Genomic DNA, 21533 nt, shown 5'->3' with positions numbered 1-21533 from the left:
TGGCTATCTAAGACCGCCGCATCTTGCGGCAACGAAGGCATGACACACAACCTGTTAGCCTCCTTCCAGAAATGGAGAGGCACCACAACGACTTACGCATTCGATGTGATGGCTCATTTGTCTTCTCCTTATCTGGCAAGGTAGCCACATTTACCAAATGAAGAAGCGAAATAGCGAAGGAAATTGCATCTAACAGAGCTTACTCAATGGATGTGGAAGTATCTTCTCCATTATACAAACATGTACAAAAACCGTTCCTAAAGTTGTAGAAGGGTGACGGACAGATGAGCGCTTCCGCATTTCTTATATAATGTGGTAAAATAGGGGACAATATATGTTGGAAAAGGAGCAGATGGGATGTACTATGTAAAAGCACCTGCCAAAATAAATTTAACACTTGATGTATTACATAAACGTCCAGACGGCTACCATGAAGTCGAAATGATTATGACGACTGTTGATTTAGCAGACCGCATTGGATTAGAAACTAGAGAAGACGGGGCTATACATATTCTATCTGTCGACCGCTTTGTTCCTAATGATCATCGGAACCTAGCGTATCAGGCTGCAAAGATACTAAAGGACATGTACCATGTAAAACATGGTGTCTCGATCAAGATTGAAAAAAGTATTCCGGTGGCTGCTGGTTTAGCAGGTGGAAGCAGTGATGCCGCAGCAACTTTAAGAGGATTGAACACTATATGGAATTTAGGACTTACCTTAGATGAGCTTGCCCAAATTGGCACAAAAATAGGTTCAGATGTTGCCTTTTGTGTATACGGGGGTACTGCACTAGCAACAGGTAGAGGAGAAAAGATTCTTGAACTACCGTCTCCTCCAAATTGTTGGGTCATACTTGCAAAACCTACACTTGGAGTATCTACAGCTGATATTTACGGCAATTTAAAGATTAGTCAAATCTCGCACCCGGATACAAAGCAAATGATCCAAGCCATTCAGGAAAAAGATTTCGATCTGATGTGTGCTTCTGTAGGGAATGTGCTTGAGGAAGTTACATTGAATTTATATCCAGAGGTTGCTGGATTAAAAGAACAAATGCAGAAGTTCGGAGCAGATGCTGTACTGATGAGCGGTAGTGGCCCAACTGTATTTGGGCTAGTAAATCAAGAATCGAGAGTTCAAAGAGTATATAACGGACTTCGAGGTTTTTGTGATGAAGTGTATGCTGTTAGATTAATCGGTGATAGAGATACACTTGCCTAAACGCGGATGATTGTGATAAGTTTTCTATAAAACATTCGGATTTGGAGGTGATTGTATGAAATGGAAAAGAAGCGAAAGACTTGTCGACATGACACAATATTTAATGGAGCATCCTCATAAGTTAATTCCCTTAACGTTCTTTGCTACTTTATATGAATCAGCTAAATCTTCTATTAGTGAGGATTTAACGATTGTAAAAGAAACGTTTGAAGAAAGAGGGAAAGGATTACTTGTCACGGTACCGGGGGCAGCGGGTGGTGTAAAGTTTATCCCTACAATGACCACGAAAGATGTAAAAGCAGTAGCGAAAGACCTTATGGACCAACTTTCCAAAGCAGAACGGTTACTACCTGGTGGTTATTTGTATATGACAGACTTGCTTGGTGATCCTTCCTTGATGAATAAAGTTGGAAAAGTGTTTGCGTCGGCATTTGCCAATGAAAAAATAGATGCTATTATGACGGTTGCCACAAAAGGAATACCTATTGCACATGCTATTGCAAGGCACCTAAATGTACCGGTAGTAGTAGTTCGTAGAGACAGTAAAGTAACAGAAGGTCCCACTGTAAGTATTAATTACGTGTCTGGATCTGCTAGACGTATTCAAACAATGGTTCTATCAAAAAGAAGTATGGAGAAAGGCCAACGAGTACTCATCACAGATGATTTCATGAAAGTCGGAGGAACGATTAATGGCATGAAAAGCCTACTTGAAGAATTCAATTGTGAACTTGCAGGTATTGCTGTACTGGTCGAAGCAGAACATGAAGGGGAACAGCTTGTTCAAGACCACCTATCTCTTGTAAAATTGCATGAAGTAAATGAAAAAAATGGTACAATAGCGTTAACCGAAGGAAACTATTTTGAGAAAGGTGGAAATTCAGATGAAATCAGTATCAACAACTAATGCTCCAGCTGCAATCGGTCCTTACGTACAAGGCGTAATAGTAAATGGGATGTTTTACAGCTCAGGTCAAATCCCATTAACTCCACAAGGGGAAGTAGTGGAGGGCTCTATTACAGATCAGACGGCACAAGTTTTTGCTAATTTGGATGCAGTGCTGACAGAAGCAGGTTCTTCCTTATCAAAAGTAGTGAAAACGCTCGTCTTTTTAAAAGATATGAACGACTTTGCGGAATTTAATGAAGCTTATGAAAAACATTTTGCAGGGCATAAACCAGCGCGTTCTGCGGTCGAAGTAGCGAGACTACCAAAAGACGTAAAAGTTGAAATCGAAGTTATCGCAACAGTATAAACTTATATTTATCTCGTTATTTTTACTTAAAAGTATGTTTTCATTGAAAACATGCTTTTTTTGTATCCATAAACTATTAAACTATCGACTAGCACCCGCTATGTTTTTCTCTGCTTGCGGACGCTCACCCCGCGGAAAGCGCCCGATTGCAACGCAAATCCTAGCTGAAACTTACTAAGACGCACTATCCCGATGTATGGCTTCACATATTGACCTAAATATATGCCCTAGAAGGAAAATTTATAACAAACATCTATCTTAGTAAACTGTAAAAAAAAGTATTATTAAACTATGATTTTCTAATATTAAAAATATTCTTATAGAAAAGAAGGAGAATTGAAATTCTTGTGGAATAATAATTGAGATAGATTTATGCAACTAGGAAAAGGAGTGGTCATAAAATGGAAGTCACTGACGTAAGATTACGTAAAGTACTCACAGATGGACGAATGCGGGCTATCGCTTCCATTACATTGGACAACGAGTTTGTTGTGCATGATATACGAGTGATAGATGGAAATACAGGGTTATTTGTGGCGATGCCAAGTAAAAGAACCCCAGAAGGAGAGTTTAGAGATATCGCACATCCAATAAATTCTGGAACAAGAACAAAAATTCAAGATGCGGTATTATATGCTTACCATTTAAGCGGTGAAACAGAGGAAATTTTAACGGAAGCAAGTATGTAAGAGAAAAAAATACGAAGCAAAACCATTTCTATTACAGAGATGGTTTTTTTGTGCAAGAAAATTATCTATAATACTTGTTTTGTCATGTATTTGTCAAGAGATATTTCCTTGAAAAATCACTCCATTTCCGCTATAGTCAAAAGAGGAAATTAGCCCATTGGAGGGAAATCGGAAAATGACAAATACTTTTGCGGTTGTATTAGCAGCTGGTAAAGGAACTCGTATGAAGTCTAGTCTATATAAAGTGCTACATCCTGTTTGTGGTAAGCCAATGGTTGAACATGTCGTAGAAAACATGGAGCAATTAGGCGTTGAGAAAATCGTAACAGTTGTAGGACATGGTGCTGAAATTGTTCAAAGCGAACTAGGAGATAGAAGTGAATATGCTCTTCAAGAGGAGCAGTTAGGTACAGCACATGCAGTATTACAGGCGGAAGCCTCGCTTGCAAATCTTTCCGGAACTACCATAGTTATTTGCGGGGACACTCCACTTATAACTGCTGAAACAATGAGCGACCTATTAAAACATCATGAACAAACAGGTGCTAAAGCAACTATTTTAACTGCACTAGCGGATGATCCAACTGGATATGGTCGAATTATTCGTTCGAAAGACGGAAGCGTAAAAAGCATCGTAGAACAAAAAGATGCATCTGTTGAGGAACAGCGTGTAAACGAGATTAACTCGGGAACCTATTGTTTTGACAACGCGGCATTATTCAAGTCTTTAAAATTAGTGAAAAATGAAAATGCACAAGGGGAATACTACTTGCCAGATGTAATCGAGATCTTACAAAAAGAAGGAGAAGTTATTTCTGCATTTGCAGCAAAAGACTTTGATGAAATTCTTGGTGTAAATGATCGAATCGCACTTTCCCAAGCAGAACAGATTATGAGATCTCGTATTGCACATCATCACATGCGCGAAGGTGTAACAATTATTGACCCTCAAAATACATACATTAGTAGTGATGCTGTAATTGGTTCGGACACGGTTATTCAACCTGGTGTCATGATCGAAGGCAAAACTACTATTGGTGAACGATGTACGATTGGGCCAAACAGCCATATTGTTTCAAGTATTATCGGGAGTGGAACAACTATCCATTCTTCCGTTATATTAACTAGTGAAGTAGGAGATCATACGGCAATTGGACCTTTTGCTCACATTCGCCCGCAAACAGAAGTTGGAAATGACGTGAAGATTGGTAACTTTGTTGAAGTGAAGAAGTCGAAGGTAGGTAATGGTAGTAAAATTTCTCATTTAAGCTATATGGGAGACGCTTCGATAGGTACAAATGTTAATATCGGATGTGGAACGATTACGGTAAATTATGATGGAAAAAATAAATTTATAACGACAATCGAAGACGATGCCTTTGTTGGCTGCAATTCCAATTTAATAGCACCTGTTACGATTGGCAATAAAGCATATGTAGCTGCAGGATCGACCATCACAAAAGATGTACCTGGTGAAGCGCTAGCAATCGGTCGTGCTCGCCAAGAAAACAAAGAAGGTTACGTTAAAAAACTTAAACTAAAATAACCCACTATTCAGGAGGATTACCATGTCATCTCAATATGCAGACTCGAAGTTGAAAATATTTACACTAAATTCCAATAAACAATTAGCCGAAGAAATCGCGAAAGAAGTAGGAGTTCCACTAGGAAAAAGCACTGTTACTAGATTCAGCGACGGAGAAGTCCAAATCAATATCGATGAAAGTATTCGTGGATGTGACGTATTTATCGTTCAATCAACTTCAGGACCTGTCAATGAGCACATTATGGAGTTATTAATTATGCTAGATGCTGTAAAACGTGCTTCGGCTCGTACAGTAAGTGTTGTACTTCCTTATTACGGATATGCTCGCCAAGATAGAAAAGCTCGTGCACGTGAACCAATTACAGCGAAACTTGTAGCTAATTTGTTAACGACTGCGGGTGCAACACGAGCAATCGTACTTGATCTACATGCTCCTCAAATTCAAGGATTCTTTGATATTCCAATTGATCATTTAGTTGCGGTTCCGATTTTGTCGGATTATTTCTTAAGTAAAGACATTGATCCTTCCGAGGTGGTTATCGTATCACCTGACCATGGTGGGGTAACACGCGCACGTAAAATGGCGGATCGTTTAAAAGCTCCGATTGCCATTATCGATAAACGTCGTCCACGTCCAAACGTAGCAGAAGTAATGAATATTGTAGGTAACGTAGAAGGTAAAACTGCAATATTAATCGATGATATTATCGATACTGCTGGTACTATTTCAATTGCAGCACAAGCTTTAATGGAAAGCGGTGCAAAAGAAGTATACGCTTGCTGTACCCATCCGGTATTATCTGGACCAGCTATTGAACGTATTGATAACTCTGTTATTAAAGAATTGGTTATTACCAACTCAATTCAATTACCAGAGGAAAAATCATCACCAAAAATTAAAGAATTATCAGTAGCAAAATTATTAGGCGATGCTATTGTCCGTGTTTTCGAGGAAAAATCGGTTAGCACGTTGTTCGATTGATCATAATCAATAAATTCAGCAGGTGCATATGCACCTGCTGAATTGCGTTAAAGCCTTATAAACCTTATTAAGTGGTCTGCAACTACCAGCTAACTTATACTTACACGATGTAATATAAGCTAACAAAGATTTTAAAATGTTTGAAAACTACTGATGGTGGGTATACATAGCTATAGAAACTATCGGGAGGATGAGAAATAGATGAGTACAATCGTTAAAGCAAAAGTAAGGGAACAAAAAGAGAACGCCAAGTTAAGAAAGAATGGTTATATTCCAGCGGTTGTTTATGGTTATCAAATGGATTCTCAAGCAATTGCTGTAGAGGAAAAAAACTTATCTAAAACAATTCGCGAAGTTGGCCGCAATGGAGTCATGAAGTTAGAAGTAGATGGTAAAACTGTTAACGTTGTGTTGAGTGATTATCAAATGAATATATTAAAAGGTCAAATGATTCATGCGGATTTTTTAGCGATTAATATGCAAGAAGAATTAGAAGTAAATGTTTTAGTAAATGCAATCGGAAATTCAGTGGGTGTTTCAGAAGGCGGATTGCTACAACAGCCAAACAGGGAAATGACGATTACCGTCAAACCATCCAATATTCCTGAAGGGATAGATGTAGATGTTTCGGAAATGGCAATTGGTGATACGCTAACAGTTGCAGATATCCGAGGCAAATTGGATTATGCTATTACAAACGAAGATGATTACACATTATTCACTGTATCGGCACCTCGAGCAGAAGTTGAAACAGAGGAAACAGATGATGCTGAAGAAACAACTGGCGAGGCAGAAACAGAAGAATAATTAAACAAAAGGGATTGTCTTAAGGCAATCTCTTTTGTTTATGATAAAATAAAGGAAATACGTATTAAAGGAATGGAAATGAATGAAAATTATTGTTGGTCTAGGAAATCCGGGAAAGCAATATGACGCGACAAGACATAATATTGGATTTCACGTAATAGACGAGCTTGCCAATCGATTAAGTGTGCCGCTCACACAGTCAAAGTTTAATGGAATGTATGGCATCACATATGTAGGTACAGAAAAAGTGATGCTATTAAAACCTTTGACGTATATGAATTTATCTGGTGAATGTATCGTCCCAATGATGGATTATTTTGAGGTTGAAGATGAAGACATTGTTGTTATTTATGATGATCTAGATCTACAAGTAGGAAAGCTACGACTTCGTCAAAAAGGAAGTGCTGGAGGACATAACGGCATTAAATCGATTATTCAACATCTTGGAACTCAAGAGTTCAATCGAATTCGGATTGGAATCGATCGTCCAAAAAATGGGATGAAAGTACCTGATTATGTCTTATCGCGATTTAGCGATGAAGAAATAGCGGAAATGGAAGCAGCAGTGAAAAAAAGTGCAGATGCTTGTGAAGATTGGTTGACGAAAAACTTTTTAGAAGTGATGAATACTTTCAATGGTGCATAAAATTTGATGAAAAGGCCTATACTTCCTAAAAAGGAGGTTTTCATGGCTATGCCAATTCATTATAAATGTCGCCATTGTGAAACCGAAATTGGTCAATTGCCATTAGATAGTATTGACGATCAGTTTCTAAGTAAACATGAAATAACGCCTGAAGAACAACATATATATATTAAAAATGGGGATGAAGGAAATTACACGGTACAGTGTATATGTGAAGAGTGTCAGAACTCACTTGAAAAGTTTCCTAATTACTATGCATTAAAAAAATGGATACAGTAAAGATGCTTTGGCACGATTTTCGTGCACAAAGCCTTTTCTGTTTTTTGTAACTATGAAAAAAGAATAATTCCTTTGTAGAATAGGGAGGGTTGAAATGGAACTTTTAAGCAACTTATTAATCGAAGATACACATATTCAAAAACTAGTGAAAGAATTAGAGAGTGGAAATGACCAGCAGTTAATAACGGGACTCACTTCAAGTGCTCGTGCTGTATTCACTAAGATGTTATATACAGCTCGCAAAAAAGCGGTACTTATCGTTACTCCTAATTTACTGCATGCTCAGAAACTAACGGAGGACTTAGTAAAATTAGTAGGGAATGATTTAGTAAAGCTTTATCCTGCAGATGAGCTTATAGCTGCGGATATATCAATAACAAGTCCAGAACTTCGTGCGCAACGACTTGAAACATTAGATCATATGTTAACGAAAAAAAATGGTATTTATATTATACCGATTGCAGGGCTTAAAAAGCATATGCCAAGTGTTAAGGACTGGCAGAAGAGTACAATTTCGGTCGTAGAGGGCGAAGAAATAGTTTTAGAAACGTTTCTGCAAAATTTAGTGGATATGGGGTACGTTCGACAGCCTATGGTTACTACCCCTGGAGAATTTGCATTAAGGGGCGGTATTGTTGATATTTATCCGCTATATTTAGATAATCCCATTCGTATGGAGTTATTTGATACAGAAGTAGATTCAATTCGTTCGTTCTCCGCAGAAGATCAGCGCTCTTTAGAGAAATTAACAGAAATTCGAATATTGCCAGCAACTGAGTATGTTCTAACGAAAAGTAAAAAAACGGTACTGGCTCAAAAATTAGAAGCTTCCTTAGCAGAAAGTTTAAAAAAAGTTAAATTACCAGAAATGAAAGATCAATTTTATCAAAATATCCAGCATGATATCGAACTTCTAAAACAAGGTGAGCAGCCGAAAGAGTTTATGAAGTATGTATCCCTATTGGATGAGGATAACAGTTTTTTAGGAAACTTTTTCAATCAAGATGGAATGGTGTTATTTGACGAGCTTGGAAGGATTCAAGAAGTAACAGAGACGTTAGAAAGAGAAGAAAATGATTGGTTTTTAGCATTATTGGAGGAAGGGAAGACTGTTCACGATGTAAAGCCTTCTTATAATTTAAAAGAAATTATAAAAATGCTTCCACATGAAAAAATTTATTTCTCTTTATTTTCAAGAACGTTTTCAGGAATATCGATTAAAAAAAATATTACATTATCCTGTAAACCGATGCAAAATTTTCATGGACAAATGCATTTATTGAAAAATGAGATAGAGCGCTTTACACAAGGGAGATTCCGTGTTGTTATATTAGCAGATGGAAAAGATCGTGTACAAAAAATCCATACTGTTTTAGAAGATTATGAAATAGTTTCAAAGATTGGTGCAACTTCAGAAGACTTACAAAGTCACGGTATCTTTATCGTGGAAGGCGATTTGGATGCAGGTTTTGAGCTACCCCTTCAAAGGATTGCTATCATTACAGAAGCAGAACTATTCAAACAAAAGCATAAGAAAAAAGCAAGAGCACAAAAAATATCGAATGCAGAAAGAATTAAAAGCTATTCTGAAATTAAACCTGGAGATAATGTTGTACATATACATCACGGGATAGGGAAATATATCGGAATAGAAACACTTCTTGTTAACGGAGTTCATAAAGACTATTTGCATATTCGCTATCGTGGGGAGGATAAGCTTTTTGTTCCAGTTGACCAAATTGACCTTATCCAAAAATATGTTGCCTCTGGAGAAAAGGATCCAAAGCTTCATAAGTTAGGCGGAACAGACTGGAAGAAAACAAAAACAAAAGTATCTGCAGCAGTTCAAGACATTGCAGATGAGTTAATAAAGCTATATGCAAAACGAGAAGCAGAAGTCGGTTATGCATTTGAGCCTGATGGAGAAATGCAACAATCGTTTGAGGCTGCCTTTCCATATGAGGAGACGGATGATCAACTTCGAACGATCCATGAAGTAAAACAAGATATGGAAAAAGCACGTCCAATGGATCGCTTAGTATGCGGAGACGTAGGCTATGGAAAAACAGAAGTCGCTATTCGAGCTGCTTTTAAAGCAGTTATGGAAGGAAAACAAGTAGCCTTTCTATGTCCAACGACTATTCTTGCTCAACAGCATTATGAAACGATGTTAGAGCGCTTTCAAGACTTTCCGATTGAGGTGGGCCTACTAAGCCGTTTCCGTACGAAGAAACAACAAGCAGAAACGTTAAATGGGTTGAAAAAAGGCATGGTTGACGTTGTGGTGGGAACTCATCGAATCTTATCAAAGGACGTTGTATATCATGACTTAGGACTTTTGGTTGTCGATGAAGAGCAACGTTTCGGTGTAAAGCATAAAGAAAAGATAAAGCAGTTAAAAACCAATGTAGATGTAATCACGCTTACAGCGACACCAATTCCACGTACATTACATATGTCTATGATAGGAGTGCGTGACTTGTCCGTGATCGAGACACCCCCTAAAAATCGTTTTCCCGTACAAACGTATGTAATGGAGTTTAATGGTGCACTTGTCCGAGAAGCGATTGAAAGAGAACTAGCGAGGGGCGGACAAGCATTTTATTTGTATAATCGAGTAGAAGATATCACTAGAAAAGTGGATGAAATACAGATGCTTGTTCCAAGTGCAAGGGTTGGATTTGCACATGGGCAAATGTCTGAAACAGAACTTGAATCTGTGATTATTAGCTTTTTAGAAGGCGAATATGATGTATTAGTCACCACAACAATTATTGAAACGGGTATCGACATACCGAATGTAAATACTCTTATTATCCACGATGCAGATAAAATGGGACTGTCTCAATTGTATCAATTACGTGGACGCGTAGGACGTTCTAATCGTGTAGCCTATGCCTATTTGATGCATCAAAGAGATAAAGTTTTAACGGATGTGGCGGAAAAAAGGTTACAAGCCATAAAAGAGTTTACAGAGCTTGGTTCAGGATTTAAGATTGCCATGCGTGATCTTTCTATCCGCGGGGCGGGTAATCTACTAGGATCCCAGCAACATGGGTTTATAGATTCGGTCGGTTTCGATCTGTATACACAAATGTTAGAGGAAGCAATAGAAGAAAAACGGACAGGAACTAAAAAAGAGGATATACAGGATTTAGAGATTGCCTTATCTACAGATGCTTATATTTCAGATGAATATATTCCTGATGGCTATCAAAAGATACAGATGTATAAACGTGTGAAGGGTATGGAAAAAGAAGAAGAATATTTGGACCTCGTGGATGAGTTGCAAGATCGTTTTGGTGATTTACCACTCGAAGCAGAAAAATTACTACGCATCGCCCGTATGAAAGTATGGGGAAAATCTGTCGGAGTAGAATCGATTAAAGAGGTAAATAAAGTTGTATCGGTACGCTTTAGTGAAGAAGGTACACAAAATATAAATGGTGCGTTACTTGTCGAGAAGTCTATGAAGTATGGTCGAGCCGTAGGGTTTACTATGGACCATGGTCAACTTGTCATTACAATTGATGAACGAAAAACTAATAAGTTTAATCCATTTGATGTATTAGAGGAAATGATGAGTTTATTGCCGGAAGCAAAAAAAGAAATAGCAGAAGCTAAATAGCATTTTGCATATTTTTTGGTAATGTGATGCATACTATGGCAGAAATGAACTTTAGTTTCCAATCTGTCGAAAGTGAGGCAAATTACATGAAAGCAACTGGCATTGTACGTCGTATTGATGATTTAGGTAGAGTTGTTATTCCGAAAGAAATACGCCGAACACTACGCATCCGAGAAGGAGATCCTCTGGAGATTTTTACGGATAGAGAAGGAGAAGTAATTTTAAAGAAATATTCTCCTATTAATGAGCTTGGAAGTTTTGCAAAAGACTATGCTGAGACTTTATACGAAACGCTAGGAACCCCCGTCCTAATAAGTGACCGTGACGAAATGATTGCAGCTGCAGGCCTATCGAAAAAAGATTATTTAAATCGTAGATTGAGTCCAGATGTTGAAGAAATAGTCAGTAAGCGAACTGTTGTTATGGAAAAACACGAAAACTCAGTGGAATGGGTTCCCGGAGTTTTTGAAACAGTGAAATCTTATTGTATTGCACCTATAATTGCGTCTGGAGACCCAATTGGAGCAGTATTTTTAATCTCTAAAGTTCACTTTATCGGGGAAGCAGAACTCAAAGCAATCGAAACTGCTGCAAATTTCTTAGCGAAACAAATGGAAAGTTAAAAAAGTCTTCCTCTTTTTTAAAGAGGGAGACTTTTTTTGTTTAAGCGAGAGTAAAACTTTGTGGACCTTCCATAATAGGCGCTTCTCCATCTGTATTGTATAATAAATGCATTGTTGATGGGAGAAGGATTATAATATGAGCAATGATTGGAATATGAAGACCTATATGAAAGGAGCAGCGATGCTGACCATTGCCGCTATAATTGTAAAACTGTTAAGCGCGGTATATCGTGTTCCTTTTCAAAATTTAGTGGGGGATGAAGGCTTTTATATTTATCAACAAGTTTATCCGTTTATCGGTATTATTACGACTTGGACTTCCTATGGCTTTGCTGTGGCATTGTCTAAAATACTTTCAGATTATAAAGCTTCTGGAAAAGAATATGTGATACCCCAAGTACGGAAAATTGCTTTTATATATATTGCAATTCTATCGATTTTATTTTTTATACTTTTGTTTTTTGGTTCAGGATTTTTAGCGGAAGCAATGGGTGACCCAAATCTTGCTCGCTTATTAAGAGCTGGGTCTTATGTCATTTTGCTAATGCCAATGCTTGCTGTACTAAAAGGAGAGTTTCAATCAGTTGGCCGTATGGGGCCGGTTGCTTATGCCCAAATAGTAGAGCAGGTAGTACGAGTATCCGTTATATTAGTTGGTACTTGGATTGTTGTATCCCAAAGTGTTGACTTATATAAAGCTGGAAGTACGGCGATGTATGGAGCAGTAGTTGGTGAATTTGCGGGGGTATTATTTTTATCCTATCTCTATTGGAGAACGCTACGTCAAAAAAATACGAAAAATAAAATAGAAGGTATATCTCTCTGGCCTATTGTAAAGGATTTAACGATAATTAGTATTAGTGCGAGTATAAGTGCATTATTATTTTTATTGTTACAGTTAGTTGATTCATTTACTGTTTTTCAACTGCTTCTGGAAAATGGCATGGAAAAGCAGGCGGCAATGGAGAAAAAAGGTATTTATGATCGAGGTCAACCGCTTGTACAACTAGGAATAGTAATTGCCTCTACGTTATCTTTGGCAATTGTACCTCTCGTAGCCAATCGGATGAACAAAGAAACAGGAAGAACTGCAATCCCTTTTATGCAATTAACGTTTCGAGTAGCGTTTACATTTAGTATAGCTGCGGCACTAGGCCTCATTGTCGTACTTCCCTTTGTAAATGAGATGCTTTTTCAAACAAGAGATGAGTCATTTACGTTAATGGTATTTTCAGTTCAAATTGTATGGATGTCCTTAATATTAACTTTAATGGCTATGTTGCAGGGGAGCGGGAAAGTAAAAGTTCCGACATTGTTTTTAATTCTGGGAGTATGCAGCAAGTGGCTATTAAATGGTATGCTTATACCAGCTTATGGAGTATTGGGATCGGCAGTGGCTGGAAATATTAGTTTAATATTCGTTTTCGGTTTGATGTTTTATTATTTTAAAAAGAGTTGGAAAATCCGTTTTGCTCCTATCGCCTTTTACAAAGGAATTGCAATTTCCTCTATAACAATGGTCGCTTGTGTAACTATTTATAGTTTAGTTGCCGATACTATCTTATTTGACTGGTTACCTGAGCGGATGCAGTCAGTTGTCATTTCGTTGAGTGCGGTCATGCTAGGGGCAATTATATTTATAGTGAGTTTGGCGAGGAAACGTGTCATTGCAGAAAAAGAGTGGTTTTTGTTACCGTTTGGGAGAAGGATGGCTACCTATCAACTTTGGCTGAATAAAGTAAAGTAAGGTCGTGAGCAGATGAATGAAATTACAATTATTGGACTTGGTGCAGGTGATTTAGAGCAATTGCCGCTAGGTATTTATAGAAAACTAAAAGCAACGCAACATTTATTTGTACGGACAGAGCAGCATCCGGTGTTGCAAGAGCTAAAAACGGAAGGCGTTACTTGGACGAGCTTTGATACTATCTACGAAAAAAATGATCGATTTGAAGCAGTATATGAGGAAATTGTACAGACGCTTCTGGAGATTTCTAGTGAAGCCCCTCTTGTATATGCAGTACCCGGACATCCATTAGTTGCAGAACAAACAGTACAGCTGCTAATCGAAGCAGAACGTCAAGGTCGAGTCAACATTCGTATCGAAGGTGGACAAAGCTTTTTAGATCCAATATTTGCTGCCCTACGAATTGACCCGATTGAAGGTTTTCAATTGTTAGATGGTACAAGTTTTAAGCGGGATGACGTTCAAATGGGTTCGCATTTACTGATCGGACAAGTATACGATGCATTTAGCGCGTCGGAAGTTAAATTAACGCTTATGGAGAAGTATCCTGATGAGTATGAAGTGACAATTGTAACAGCTGCAGGTTCAGCAAAAGAAAAACTAACAAGAGTACCTTTATATGAGCTTGATCACGTTATGGAACTAGACAATTTAACGACATTATACGTGCCGCCAATACGAGATAGGGAAAAACGTTTAAAAGAGTGGCAAACTCTTCGTCAAATTGTAGCGGATTTAAGAGGTCCAAATGGTTGTCCATGGGATCAGGAACAAACACATACAACATTAAAACGGTATGCAGTGGAAGAGGTTTATGAACTACTTCAAGCAATAGATGAAGAAGATGATGATCATATCGTGGAAGAGCTCGGAGATGTACTCTTACAAGTATTTTTACATGCTCAAATTGGAGAGGATAATGGATACTTTAGCATGGAAGATGTATTAAACTCTGTTTCAGACAAAATGATTCGTAGACATCCACATGTGTTCGGGGATGCGATAGCAAATAGTTCAGAAGACGTGCTTCGTAACTGGCAACAAATAAAAGCCGAAGAGAAAACAGAGCATCCAGAGTCATTACTAGATGGAGAATTACGCTCGGATTCCTCCTTGCTTACTTCTTTCAATTACCAAAAGAAAGTAGCCAAAGTTGGTTTCGATTGGCCAGATGTTTCAGGGGCGTGGGAAAAGTTTGAAGAAGAGTTAGAAGAATGGAAAGTAGAATTACAAACAGATACCAAAGATACTCAAGTAGATGAACTGGGGGACGTATTATTTACAATCGTAAATTTAGCACGTTTTTATGGGCTATCTCCGGAGCAGGCAATGATACAAGCAAATGAAAAGTTTAAGAGACGTTTTCAATTTATTGAGTCTAGCGTTAAAAATGGCAAAGGAAGTTTTTCTGACTATGACTTAGGGGAACTTGATGCATTCTGGAAAGAAGCAAAGAAATTAGAAAGGTAGTGTGGAGATGAGATTAGACAAATTTTTAAAAGTTTCAAGATTGATTAAACGCAGAACACTTGCAAAAGAAGTGGCAGATCAAGGACGAATTACGATTAATGGGAAAGTAGCAAAAGCCAGCTCAGATGTAAAAGCGGGAGACGAGCTATCTATCCGTTTTGGACAAAAGGTAGTAACGGCTTCCGTCGATGCGGTAAAAGACTCTGCTAAAAAAGAGGATGCTGCATCAATGTTCACTATTATTAAAGAGGAACGACTAGAAAAGGTAGACCCAGCGTTTATAGATGATGAAGATTAATAACTCATACAAAATAAGAAAAAAAGCGTGACGCATTTGTCATGCTTTTTTTTTATGTGCATACAATGAAATTAGGACAAGAGAGGAGAGAGGATATGCAATTTCAAGCAGAAAACCAAACAATAACTATTCCATCGGGGGACCATGTAATTTCGCTAAGAAATCGAAAAAGAATGGATTTAACTTCTGTAAAAGCAATTGAACGATTTGACCAACAAGAATTTTATGTAAGAACATCGCAAGGTTTACTTCTCATTAAAGGAGAAGAGCTGAAAATTGTCCATTTGGATGTAGATAAAGGACTACTGACTCTGGAAGGGGTAGTTAAAGCAATACAGTACGACGAGGAGCAGAATTTAGACGGTGCTAGAGGGTTACTTCATAAACTATTCGGATGACACTCTCTCTACAATTTTATAGCCTTTTATTAATGGTATTGAGTGGAATAGTAATTGGTGCCATAATTGAAGGGACTCGCGTTGTAATGAATAGTTTTCCAAGGCGTACATTTGTTTTTAAGTATAGTATCGCTTTTGAAATATTTGTTTGGATAGCCCTTGGATTAGGGACCTTTTACATTCTATTTAATGTTCGGGATGGAATATGGAGAATTTATGATCCATTAGCACAATTAGTAGGAATACTATTATATGAGCAGATTTTTCAGCCTATTTTTCGATTTATGGGAAGAGTTTTTTTACGTTTAATCATACAACCAATTTGGTTCGTGATTCGCATATTCATAACACTTATCCATAAAATTTTGCGATTAATCTTTTTTATACTTGTAACAGTAGTGCGACCGTTTCATTTTTTATATAAGAAAATATGGCCTTTGGCTCTTAAGAAAAAACCAAACTTCCGTTATAATAAAAAGTACACGAAAAATTGAGAAATTTTGACGGGAGAGAGCGAAATGGGAGAAAAGCAAAGAAATAGTTCCGCCGAGAAACAAGTTGCATCAATTAACGTAGATTATGTTCGCTCTATTGAACGTCAAGAAAATCATAAAAAAGCAAAAAAGGTTCGTTTATTTAGACGCTTAGCAACTTTAGGAGTAATGACCGTTGTTTTAATCGGTCTTTTAGCTTCTACGTTAGCAAGTAGCAATAATACATTAGAAGAAAAAAGATTGCAAAAAGAGAAAGTCTCCGAGGAACTTGCTAAAGTGCAAGAAGAACAAGAGATGCTAAAACTTCAAATTTCCAAGTTAAATGACGATGAGTACATTGGAAAACTATTAAGAAAAGAATATTTCCTTTCCGAGGAAGGGGAAATCATTTTTACCCTTCCAGAAAATAACGAGAAATAATTAAAAAATGAACTCATAAAAGAGTAGTCTTATTGACACTCTTTTTTTGTTAGCTATAATAAAGATAGGGACGGTATGAAAAAGTCATACTAACTCGCTAAAGAGTCGTTTAAATTTTAAGGAGGAGCATTTTTTTTATGTCAATTGAAGTAGGCAGCAAGGTACAAGGTAAAGTAACAGGAATCACTAACTTCGGAGCATTCGTCGAGCTGCCAGGAGGCTCAACAGGTCTAGTTCACATTAGTGAAGTTGCGGATAATTATGTGAAAGATATTAATGAGCATTTGAAGGTTGGAGACGTTGTTGAAGTTAAGGTGATGAATGTTGAAGCGGATGGCAAAATCGGATTATCTATTCGTAAAGCAAAGCCACAAGCGGAAAGACCAGAGAGACCGGAACGTTCTCAGCGTCCACGTAACAACAATCGCCCAAATGATCGTGATCGTCCAAGTAAAGAGAATTTTGAACAAAAAATGGCACGATTCTTAAAGGATAGTGAAGATCGTTTGTCTACGTTAAAGCGTGCAACAGAATCTAAGCGCGGCGGCAGAGGCGCAAAAAGAGGATAACATGCTGTCTGTTTTATCGGTAGAAAAAATGTTTAATAGATGAAAAGGTGTTCAGCTTTGCTGGCACCTTTTTTTGTACAACAATTTATTTAAAATGCTGTTGGAGGAAAAACCATGACAAAAGAGGTAATACGACAAGCACATTTAGGATATTTAAGTTGGTTAGATACATTATCAAAATTAAGTGAGGACAAAGCCAATACTCCCTATAAAACAGGTAAGTGGTCGCCAAACGAGATAGTCATGCACTTAGCAGAATGGGATCGATTTACGTTGGATCAGCGGATCCCGAATATGAAAGAAGGTGAAAAGCTTGAAGCATTTCCAAATTTCGAAGACTTTAATGAAAAAGCCGCAGCCCGTGCAAATGAACAAACATTTCAAGAAACCCTCTCTTATGCAAAACAACAGCGTCAATCAATCATGGAGCAGCTTGAGGCAATTGCTGAAGTAGAATGGGATAAGGTCTTCCATATTGGAGAGCATAAAGAAACGATTCGCCAATACTTTACTAGTTTTATCGAACATGACAATCACCACCGATTGCAAATCTTTGATAAATAGAAAAAGAAGCATCCAAAGTCACTTGGGTGCCTCTTTTTAAGTGTGTAGGGGGAAAAAGTGCAATCCTTAATAGCTTGTCATTTTCCTAAAGAAAATCCTTCAAATAAGCGACCTCCATAAGGCTGTAATACCTCCTCGACGATGGCAATTACTTCACTTTTCTTTCCAGTTAAATAATAAAGATCAAAAGCTTTAATGAATTGTGCTGCAAACATTTCATCAAACTCTTTTAAGGAACGGATAATCCATTTTGACGAACCAATCCATCTAAAATTTGTACGTAAAATAAACTCACTGATCAGTTCAGCTAGTGTATTAGCGATAAATAATAACTCGGATCTATTATTGCTGCCGATAAAGTCTTCTAAAGCATCTGTTATAAAATAGCGTTTCATGTTGATTACTTCAATTGTCCATGGTTCAGGTCCCGCGGTTAATAGCTGTTTTGCTTCTGTTTGGATAGCTTTCAGGATTCCTTCATTTTTTAAAACAAGGCCCTCTGCAACCATTCTGGGTAAAGAAGGTCTCGCTCTTTTGCGATCACTTTCAAAGAAAGCTTTATAAGAGGTTAAATTATGAACAAAGACTTCGATAGGCCAACCATCGTGGATCAGAGACTCTCTATAGGAGGAATGAATGTTTTCACTAAACACTACGATGTCTAAATCGGAAGTATCTGTCGCTTCTTCTCGTATTACGCTTCCTGCTAAAATGGCACCCTGACAATCAGGGAAGTGAAGAGAAATAAAATGTTTTGCAGCTTCGATGGGTGCAAGTCTATTTGGATACATAGCGGAAGCTCCTTTATTATTTGTTATATGAAAAAAGCAGCTTCAAAAGTTTAACTTTCGAAACTGCTTTTATTAGATGACCCCTACGGGATTCGAACCCGTGTTACCGCCGTGAAAGGGCGGTGTCTTAACCGCTTGACCAAGGGGCCATATGAATATGTATTTAGTTACTTTTCTAACCATTTATATCCTACCATAAAAGAAGTGAAGAGGAAATAGCAATCTAGTAAAAAAATATGGCGGCAGAGGGAGTCGAACCCACGACCTTTCGGGTATGAACCGAATGCTCTAGCCAGCTGAGCTACGCCGCCGTTTTTAACGAACAAATTACATATTACAAGCGTTTAGTCAAAGTGTCAATACTTCTTTTAAAAATTTATAAAAATATTAAAGAGATTGTTTATTCTGACAAAAAGCGTGTAGTTTATTATCTCTAATTTTGATTGTGTAAGAGAAAAATCTAATCTCTTTTCTTTCCTAGTTGGTGATTTTGAAAATGTGGATGACTATTTTTTAATGGCATTTCTTTCGTTAATGCTGTATTTGATAGGTTGGTACGAATTTCTTTTGAGTGGCCTAATGGATTATTTTGGGGTTTTCACTTCATGGCTAAAAGCGTCGAAAACTTTTTATAGGAAAATGTCAGAAAGAGACATACTTTTTGTATGTAGAGTAGGTATACTTCGATCAATAGTTGAATACGAGGAGGTATACGGTTTGAAAACAATGTATGAGCAAGAACAAAAAAGAGGTTTGTCTTTGAGAAGGATTACAGAAGGTTTACAAGCACGTAAAGTATCCATTTTACTTACAGTTACTTTTTTTGTTTTATCTTTTTTCTTGGCACAAGTTGTCCTATTTGAAGCTTCTGTTCCTTTTTTTCTACCCATATGGGCACTCGTTAGCTTACGATATCCACGCTTTTTACCGTGGACACTAGCAGGAGCCCTTCTAGGTAGCTTTACACTAGGACTTGGACAAGTTGTAATTCATGCATTGCAGGCACTTATCTTACCGATTCACTCGAAAAGGGTCATCAAGAAAATACCTATACCACTTTTTATTTTTATAGATGTAATAACTGTACAGGCTATATGGCAATTTGTTTCGTACAGTGGTGATATTCCTGGCTCTGTTTGGTTGGCGATTGCATACGAAGGTGTGCTTGCGCTATTTATGACGATATTTTTGTTTCAGCTTTTTCTTCCGATGCCAGACTTTCTTCATAAAAGGTGGACGGCTGAAAGAATGGGAGCTGCATTATTAATAGGAGCATTAGTGTTAACTGGAATGTCCTCGTATATTTACGGATATGTTTCTATTCCGTTATTTTTTGCACATTTAGTCATTGCGGTTTCAGCGGCAGTGGGTGGCGTACAACTCGCTACAGTAGTGGCGGTACTCTCTGGAACGGTATTAAGTATTTCAAAGCTCAGTTTTAGTGGAATGATTGCTGTATATGCGTTAACCGGTTTTTTCGCTGGGCTTCATAAACCCTTTGGTAGGCTATGGCAGGCTTTTAGTATGCTTGGAGCTACTTTTTTCTTCATTCTATACGATAGGACGTTACCTTTAGATTCCGTTTATATTGGATCCTTAGTCGCTGCCTCTTTGTTGTTTTTTATCATTCCATCTAGTTGGATTCAAACGTTAAAGGATCAACTTTTTCCGGATACTACAAATGTTTTGTTGAAAAGGCAAAAGTGGATGACAGAAAAAGTGAATCATCAGCTCCAAGAGTTTCAACACTTTGTTGACTTTATCACTCGATTTATATCCGATCGGTTTGACCCGAAAACAACGGCTCAGAAAGGGCAGGCGAGGGCATTGCCGGTCTGTCAATCATGCTTCCGTTACGAAACATGCTGGGGGGCAAAATCAAATGGTATTCCAGAACTGATGAAACAATGGGAAGATCAATCTAAAAAGACGAGGGTTCAAATCGAAAAAAGAATGGAGTACAAATGTGTAAAACCAGTTCAAATCATGAAAGAGCTAAAAGAAAGAGAGGCAAAAAAACAATTAGCATACGAAATGCAGCATGGTAAAAAAATGTTTGCCCTAAAACTTCGGGATATGGGAAATCATATGGGTGAACTAATGAGTAATTTAGAAAATGATGTGACATTATATACTTCGCATGAAGAGGAAATAAAACAAAAATTTCAGCAGTGTAATATTCCATACTTTCAAATTGATGTATTAAATGTTGAGATGGGACAAATGGAAGTTGTATGTTGTTTACCGGTAGAGTCTAGAGCCAAAATGATAGGTGAAAGATTAGTTCTTCCGATTTTATATGAATTATGGAAAGAGCCATTTGAAATTACGTCTATGAAGGAAATTCATCATCCTTACGAACATGTTCAAATGACCTGTAAATCATCTGTACGCTTTCAAATAACACATGATATTTACACTTCATCTAGTAGAAATACAATCTATTCAGGGGATGCACACGCTGTTTTCCAACTACATCCGGGTTTACTTGCTGTTATTTTATCAGATGGAATGGGGAATAATGTGGAGGCACACCGTGAGAGTAGAAGAGTGATGCAATTTATGCGCGAATGTCTGAATAAAAAAATGGATCCAGAAACGACGATGCATACACTTCATTATATGATGAGTTTACAGGATGACACAGATAGTTATGCGACAGTGGACTTAGCATTAATAGATTTACAAAAAGGAGAACTTTGGTCATGGAAGGCGGGGAGTATGTCGACGTATTTAATTCGAGGGAATAATATGCGGAAGATTGAAAGCAAGCATGTTCCATTTGGATTTTTACCAACCTTTTCAATTGAGGCAAGGAAAGTAGATATTAAAGATGGAGATGTTCTGGTAATGCTTTCAGATGGGGTCTTTTCTGCAAATACATCGATTGAAAAGCAAGAAATGTATTATAAGAAAATACTACAAGATCCAACGATGGACGCAGAACGATTTGTGAAAAAGCTGGAAGAGACATACTCTTTGCCTGGAGATGATCGAACGGTTATTTTCATGCAAGTTAGACACGCAGTTCCAGAATGGTCTATCTTTTCCCCTCGTCAAGCGGCTAAATACCAAGAAAACATGGTACACTAATAAGAAAAG

21 protein-coding genes and 2 tRNA genes are annotated in these 21533 nt (G+C 37.6%); 20 read left to right on the top strand and 3 right to left on the bottom strand.

Annotated elements, in window-relative coordinates; all coding sequences use genetic code 11:
- Positions 1–357: 357 nt before the first annotated feature.
- The 19 genes from ispE (at position 358) to FS486_RS18035 (ending at position 17640) form a co-directional block, all read left to right on the top strand.
- A complete protein-coding gene (ispE, locus tag FS486_RS18125) occupies positions 358–1224 on the top strand; it encodes a 4-(cytidine 5'-diphospho)-2-C-methyl-D-erythritol kinase (RefSeq protein ID WP_144513559.1) in 867 nt (288 codons plus the stop codon).
- A 55-nt stretch (positions 1225–1279) separates the two neighbouring features.
- Positions 1280–2131 carry a pur operon repressor gene (gene purR / locus FS486_RS18120; protein WP_144513557.1) on the top strand — a complete coding sequence of 284 codons (852 nt, stop codon included), beginning with the start codon at positions 1280–1282 and terminating at the stop codon, positions 2129–2131.
- Positions 2109–2480 carry a RidA family protein gene (locus FS486_RS18115; RefSeq protein WP_144513555.1) on the top strand — a complete coding sequence of 124 codons (372 nt, stop codon included), beginning with the start codon at positions 2109–2111 and terminating at the stop codon, positions 2478–2480. Before purR ends, FS486_RS18115 begins: the two co-directional genes overlap by 23 nt.
- Positions 2481–2881: 401 nt before the next feature.
- Complete coding sequence (spoVG, locus tag FS486_RS18110; RefSeq protein ID WP_144513553.1) at positions 2882–3169, top strand: septation regulator SpoVG; 288 nt, start codon at positions 2882–2884, stop codon at positions 3167–3169.
- Positions 3170–3344: 175 nt separating this feature from the next.
- Positions 3345–4715 (top strand): bifunctional UDP-N-acetylglucosamine diphosphorylase/glucosamine-1-phosphate N-acetyltransferase GlmU, encoded by a 1371-nt coding sequence (glmU, locus tag FS486_RS18105; protein ID WP_144513550.1) that lies wholly within the window; start codon positions 3345–3347, stop codon positions 4713–4715.
- A 22-nt stretch (positions 4716–4737) separates the two neighbouring features.
- Entirely contained in the window at positions 4738–5697 is a 960-nt protein-coding gene (locus tag FS486_RS18100) for a ribose-phosphate diphosphokinase (RefSeq protein ID WP_144513548.1), read from the top strand.
- Between the two features lie 201 nt (positions 5698–5898).
- Entirely contained in the window at positions 5899–6504 is a 606-nt protein-coding gene (locus FS486_RS18095; protein ID WP_144513546.1) for a 50S ribosomal protein L25/general stress protein Ctc, read from the top strand.
- Between the two features lie 82 nt (positions 6505–6586).
- Positions 6587–7150, top strand: coding sequence for an aminoacyl-tRNA hydrolase (gene pth, locus FS486_RS18090; RefSeq protein ID WP_144513544.1), 564 nt, complete (start codon positions 6587–6589; stop codon positions 7148–7150).
- Positions 7151–7192: 42 nt separating this feature from the next.
- Positions 7193–7429 carry an anti-sigma-F factor Fin family protein gene (locus FS486_RS18085; protein ID WP_260858152.1) on the top strand — a complete coding sequence of 79 codons (237 nt, stop codon included), beginning with the start codon at positions 7193–7195 and terminating at the stop codon, positions 7427–7429.
- Between the two features lie 94 nt (positions 7430–7523).
- The gene (mfd, locus tag FS486_RS18080) at positions 7524–11057 is read left to right on the top strand and encodes a transcription-repair coupling factor (RefSeq protein ID WP_144513542.1); all 3534 of its coding nucleotides are present in this window, start codon (positions 7524–7526) and stop codon (positions 11055–11057) included.
- 86 nt (positions 11058–11143) lie between these two features.
- Positions 11144–11680 carry a stage V sporulation protein T gene (gene spoVT / locus FS486_RS18075; RefSeq protein ID WP_144513589.1) on the top strand — a complete coding sequence of 179 codons (537 nt, stop codon included), beginning with the start codon at positions 11144–11146 and terminating at the stop codon, positions 11678–11680.
- Positions 11681–11816: 136 nt separating this feature from the next.
- Positions 11817–13427, top strand: coding sequence for a putative polysaccharide biosynthesis protein (locus tag FS486_RS18070; RefSeq protein WP_144513540.1), 1611 nt, complete (start codon positions 11817–11819; stop codon positions 13425–13427).
- A gap of 12 nt (positions 13428–13439) precedes the next feature.
- Complete coding sequence (gene yabN, locus FS486_RS18065; protein ID WP_144513538.1) at positions 13440–14897, top strand: bifunctional methyltransferase/pyrophosphohydrolase YabN; 1458 nt, start codon at positions 13440–13442, stop codon at positions 14895–14897.
- Positions 14898–14904: 7 nt separating this feature from the next.
- The gene (locus tag FS486_RS18060) at positions 14905–15195 is read left to right on the top strand and encodes an RNA-binding S4 domain-containing protein (RefSeq protein WP_144513536.1); all 291 of its coding nucleotides are present in this window, start codon (positions 14905–14907) and stop codon (positions 15193–15195) included.
- A gap of 95 nt (positions 15196–15290) precedes the next feature.
- Positions 15291–15593: a sporulation protein YabP gene (gene yabP, locus FS486_RS18055; protein WP_144513534.1), complete on the top strand. Its 303-nt coding sequence runs from the start codon at positions 15291–15293 to the stop codon at positions 15591–15593.
- Complete coding sequence (gene yabQ, locus FS486_RS20740; protein WP_144513533.1) at positions 15590–16087, top strand: spore cortex biosynthesis protein YabQ; 498 nt, start codon at positions 15590–15592, stop codon at positions 16085–16087. The genes yabP and yabQ overlap by 4 nt, the downstream gene beginning before the upstream one ends.
- 24 nt (positions 16088–16111) lie before the next feature.
- A complete protein-coding gene (locus FS486_RS18045) occupies positions 16112–16507 on the top strand; it encodes an FtsB family cell division protein (protein WP_144513531.1) in 396 nt (131 codons plus the stop codon).
- Between the two features lie 137 nt (positions 16508–16644).
- A complete protein-coding gene (locus tag FS486_RS18040) occupies positions 16645–17076 on the top strand; it encodes a S1 domain-containing RNA-binding protein (RefSeq protein WP_142540929.1) in 432 nt (143 codons plus the stop codon).
- A gap of 114 nt (positions 17077–17190) precedes the next feature.
- Entirely contained in the window at positions 17191–17640 is a 450-nt protein-coding gene (locus tag FS486_RS18035) for a DinB family protein (protein WP_144513529.1), read from the top strand.
- 77 nt (positions 17641–17717) lie between these two features.
- On the opposite strand, the gene FS486_RS18030 is transcribed toward FS486_RS18035, so the two are convergent.
- The 3 genes from FS486_RS18030 to FS486_RS18020 form a co-directional block, all read right to left on the bottom strand.
- On the bottom strand, positions 17718–18431 hold the full coding sequence (locus FS486_RS18030) for a nucleotidyltransferase domain-containing protein (RefSeq protein ID WP_144513527.1): 714 nt from the start codon (positions 18429–18431) through the stop codon (positions 17718–17720).
- Positions 18432–18508: 77 nt separating this feature from the next.
- Positions 18509–18580 (bottom strand) — tRNA-Glu (locus tag FS486_RS18025).
- Between the two features lie 88 nt (positions 18581–18668).
- Positions 18669–18742: transfer RNA gene (locus FS486_RS18020), tRNA-Met, on the bottom strand.
- Between the two features lie 415 nt (positions 18743–19157).
- Here FS486_RS18020 and FS486_RS18015 point away from each other — a divergent pair.
- Positions 19158–21524, top strand: coding sequence for a SpoIIE family protein phosphatase (locus FS486_RS18015; RefSeq protein WP_260858155.1), 2367 nt, complete (start codon positions 19158–19160; stop codon positions 21522–21524).
- The last annotated feature ends 9 nt before the right edge of the window (positions 21525–21533 follow it).

The organism is Bacillus sp. FJAT-22090 (assembly GCF_007676755.1).
In the GTDB taxonomy this organism is placed as follows: Bacteria; Bacillota; Bacilli; order Bacillales_A; family Planococcaceae; genus Psychrobacillus.
This window is presented reverse-complemented; position numbering and strand designations above follow the sequence as displayed.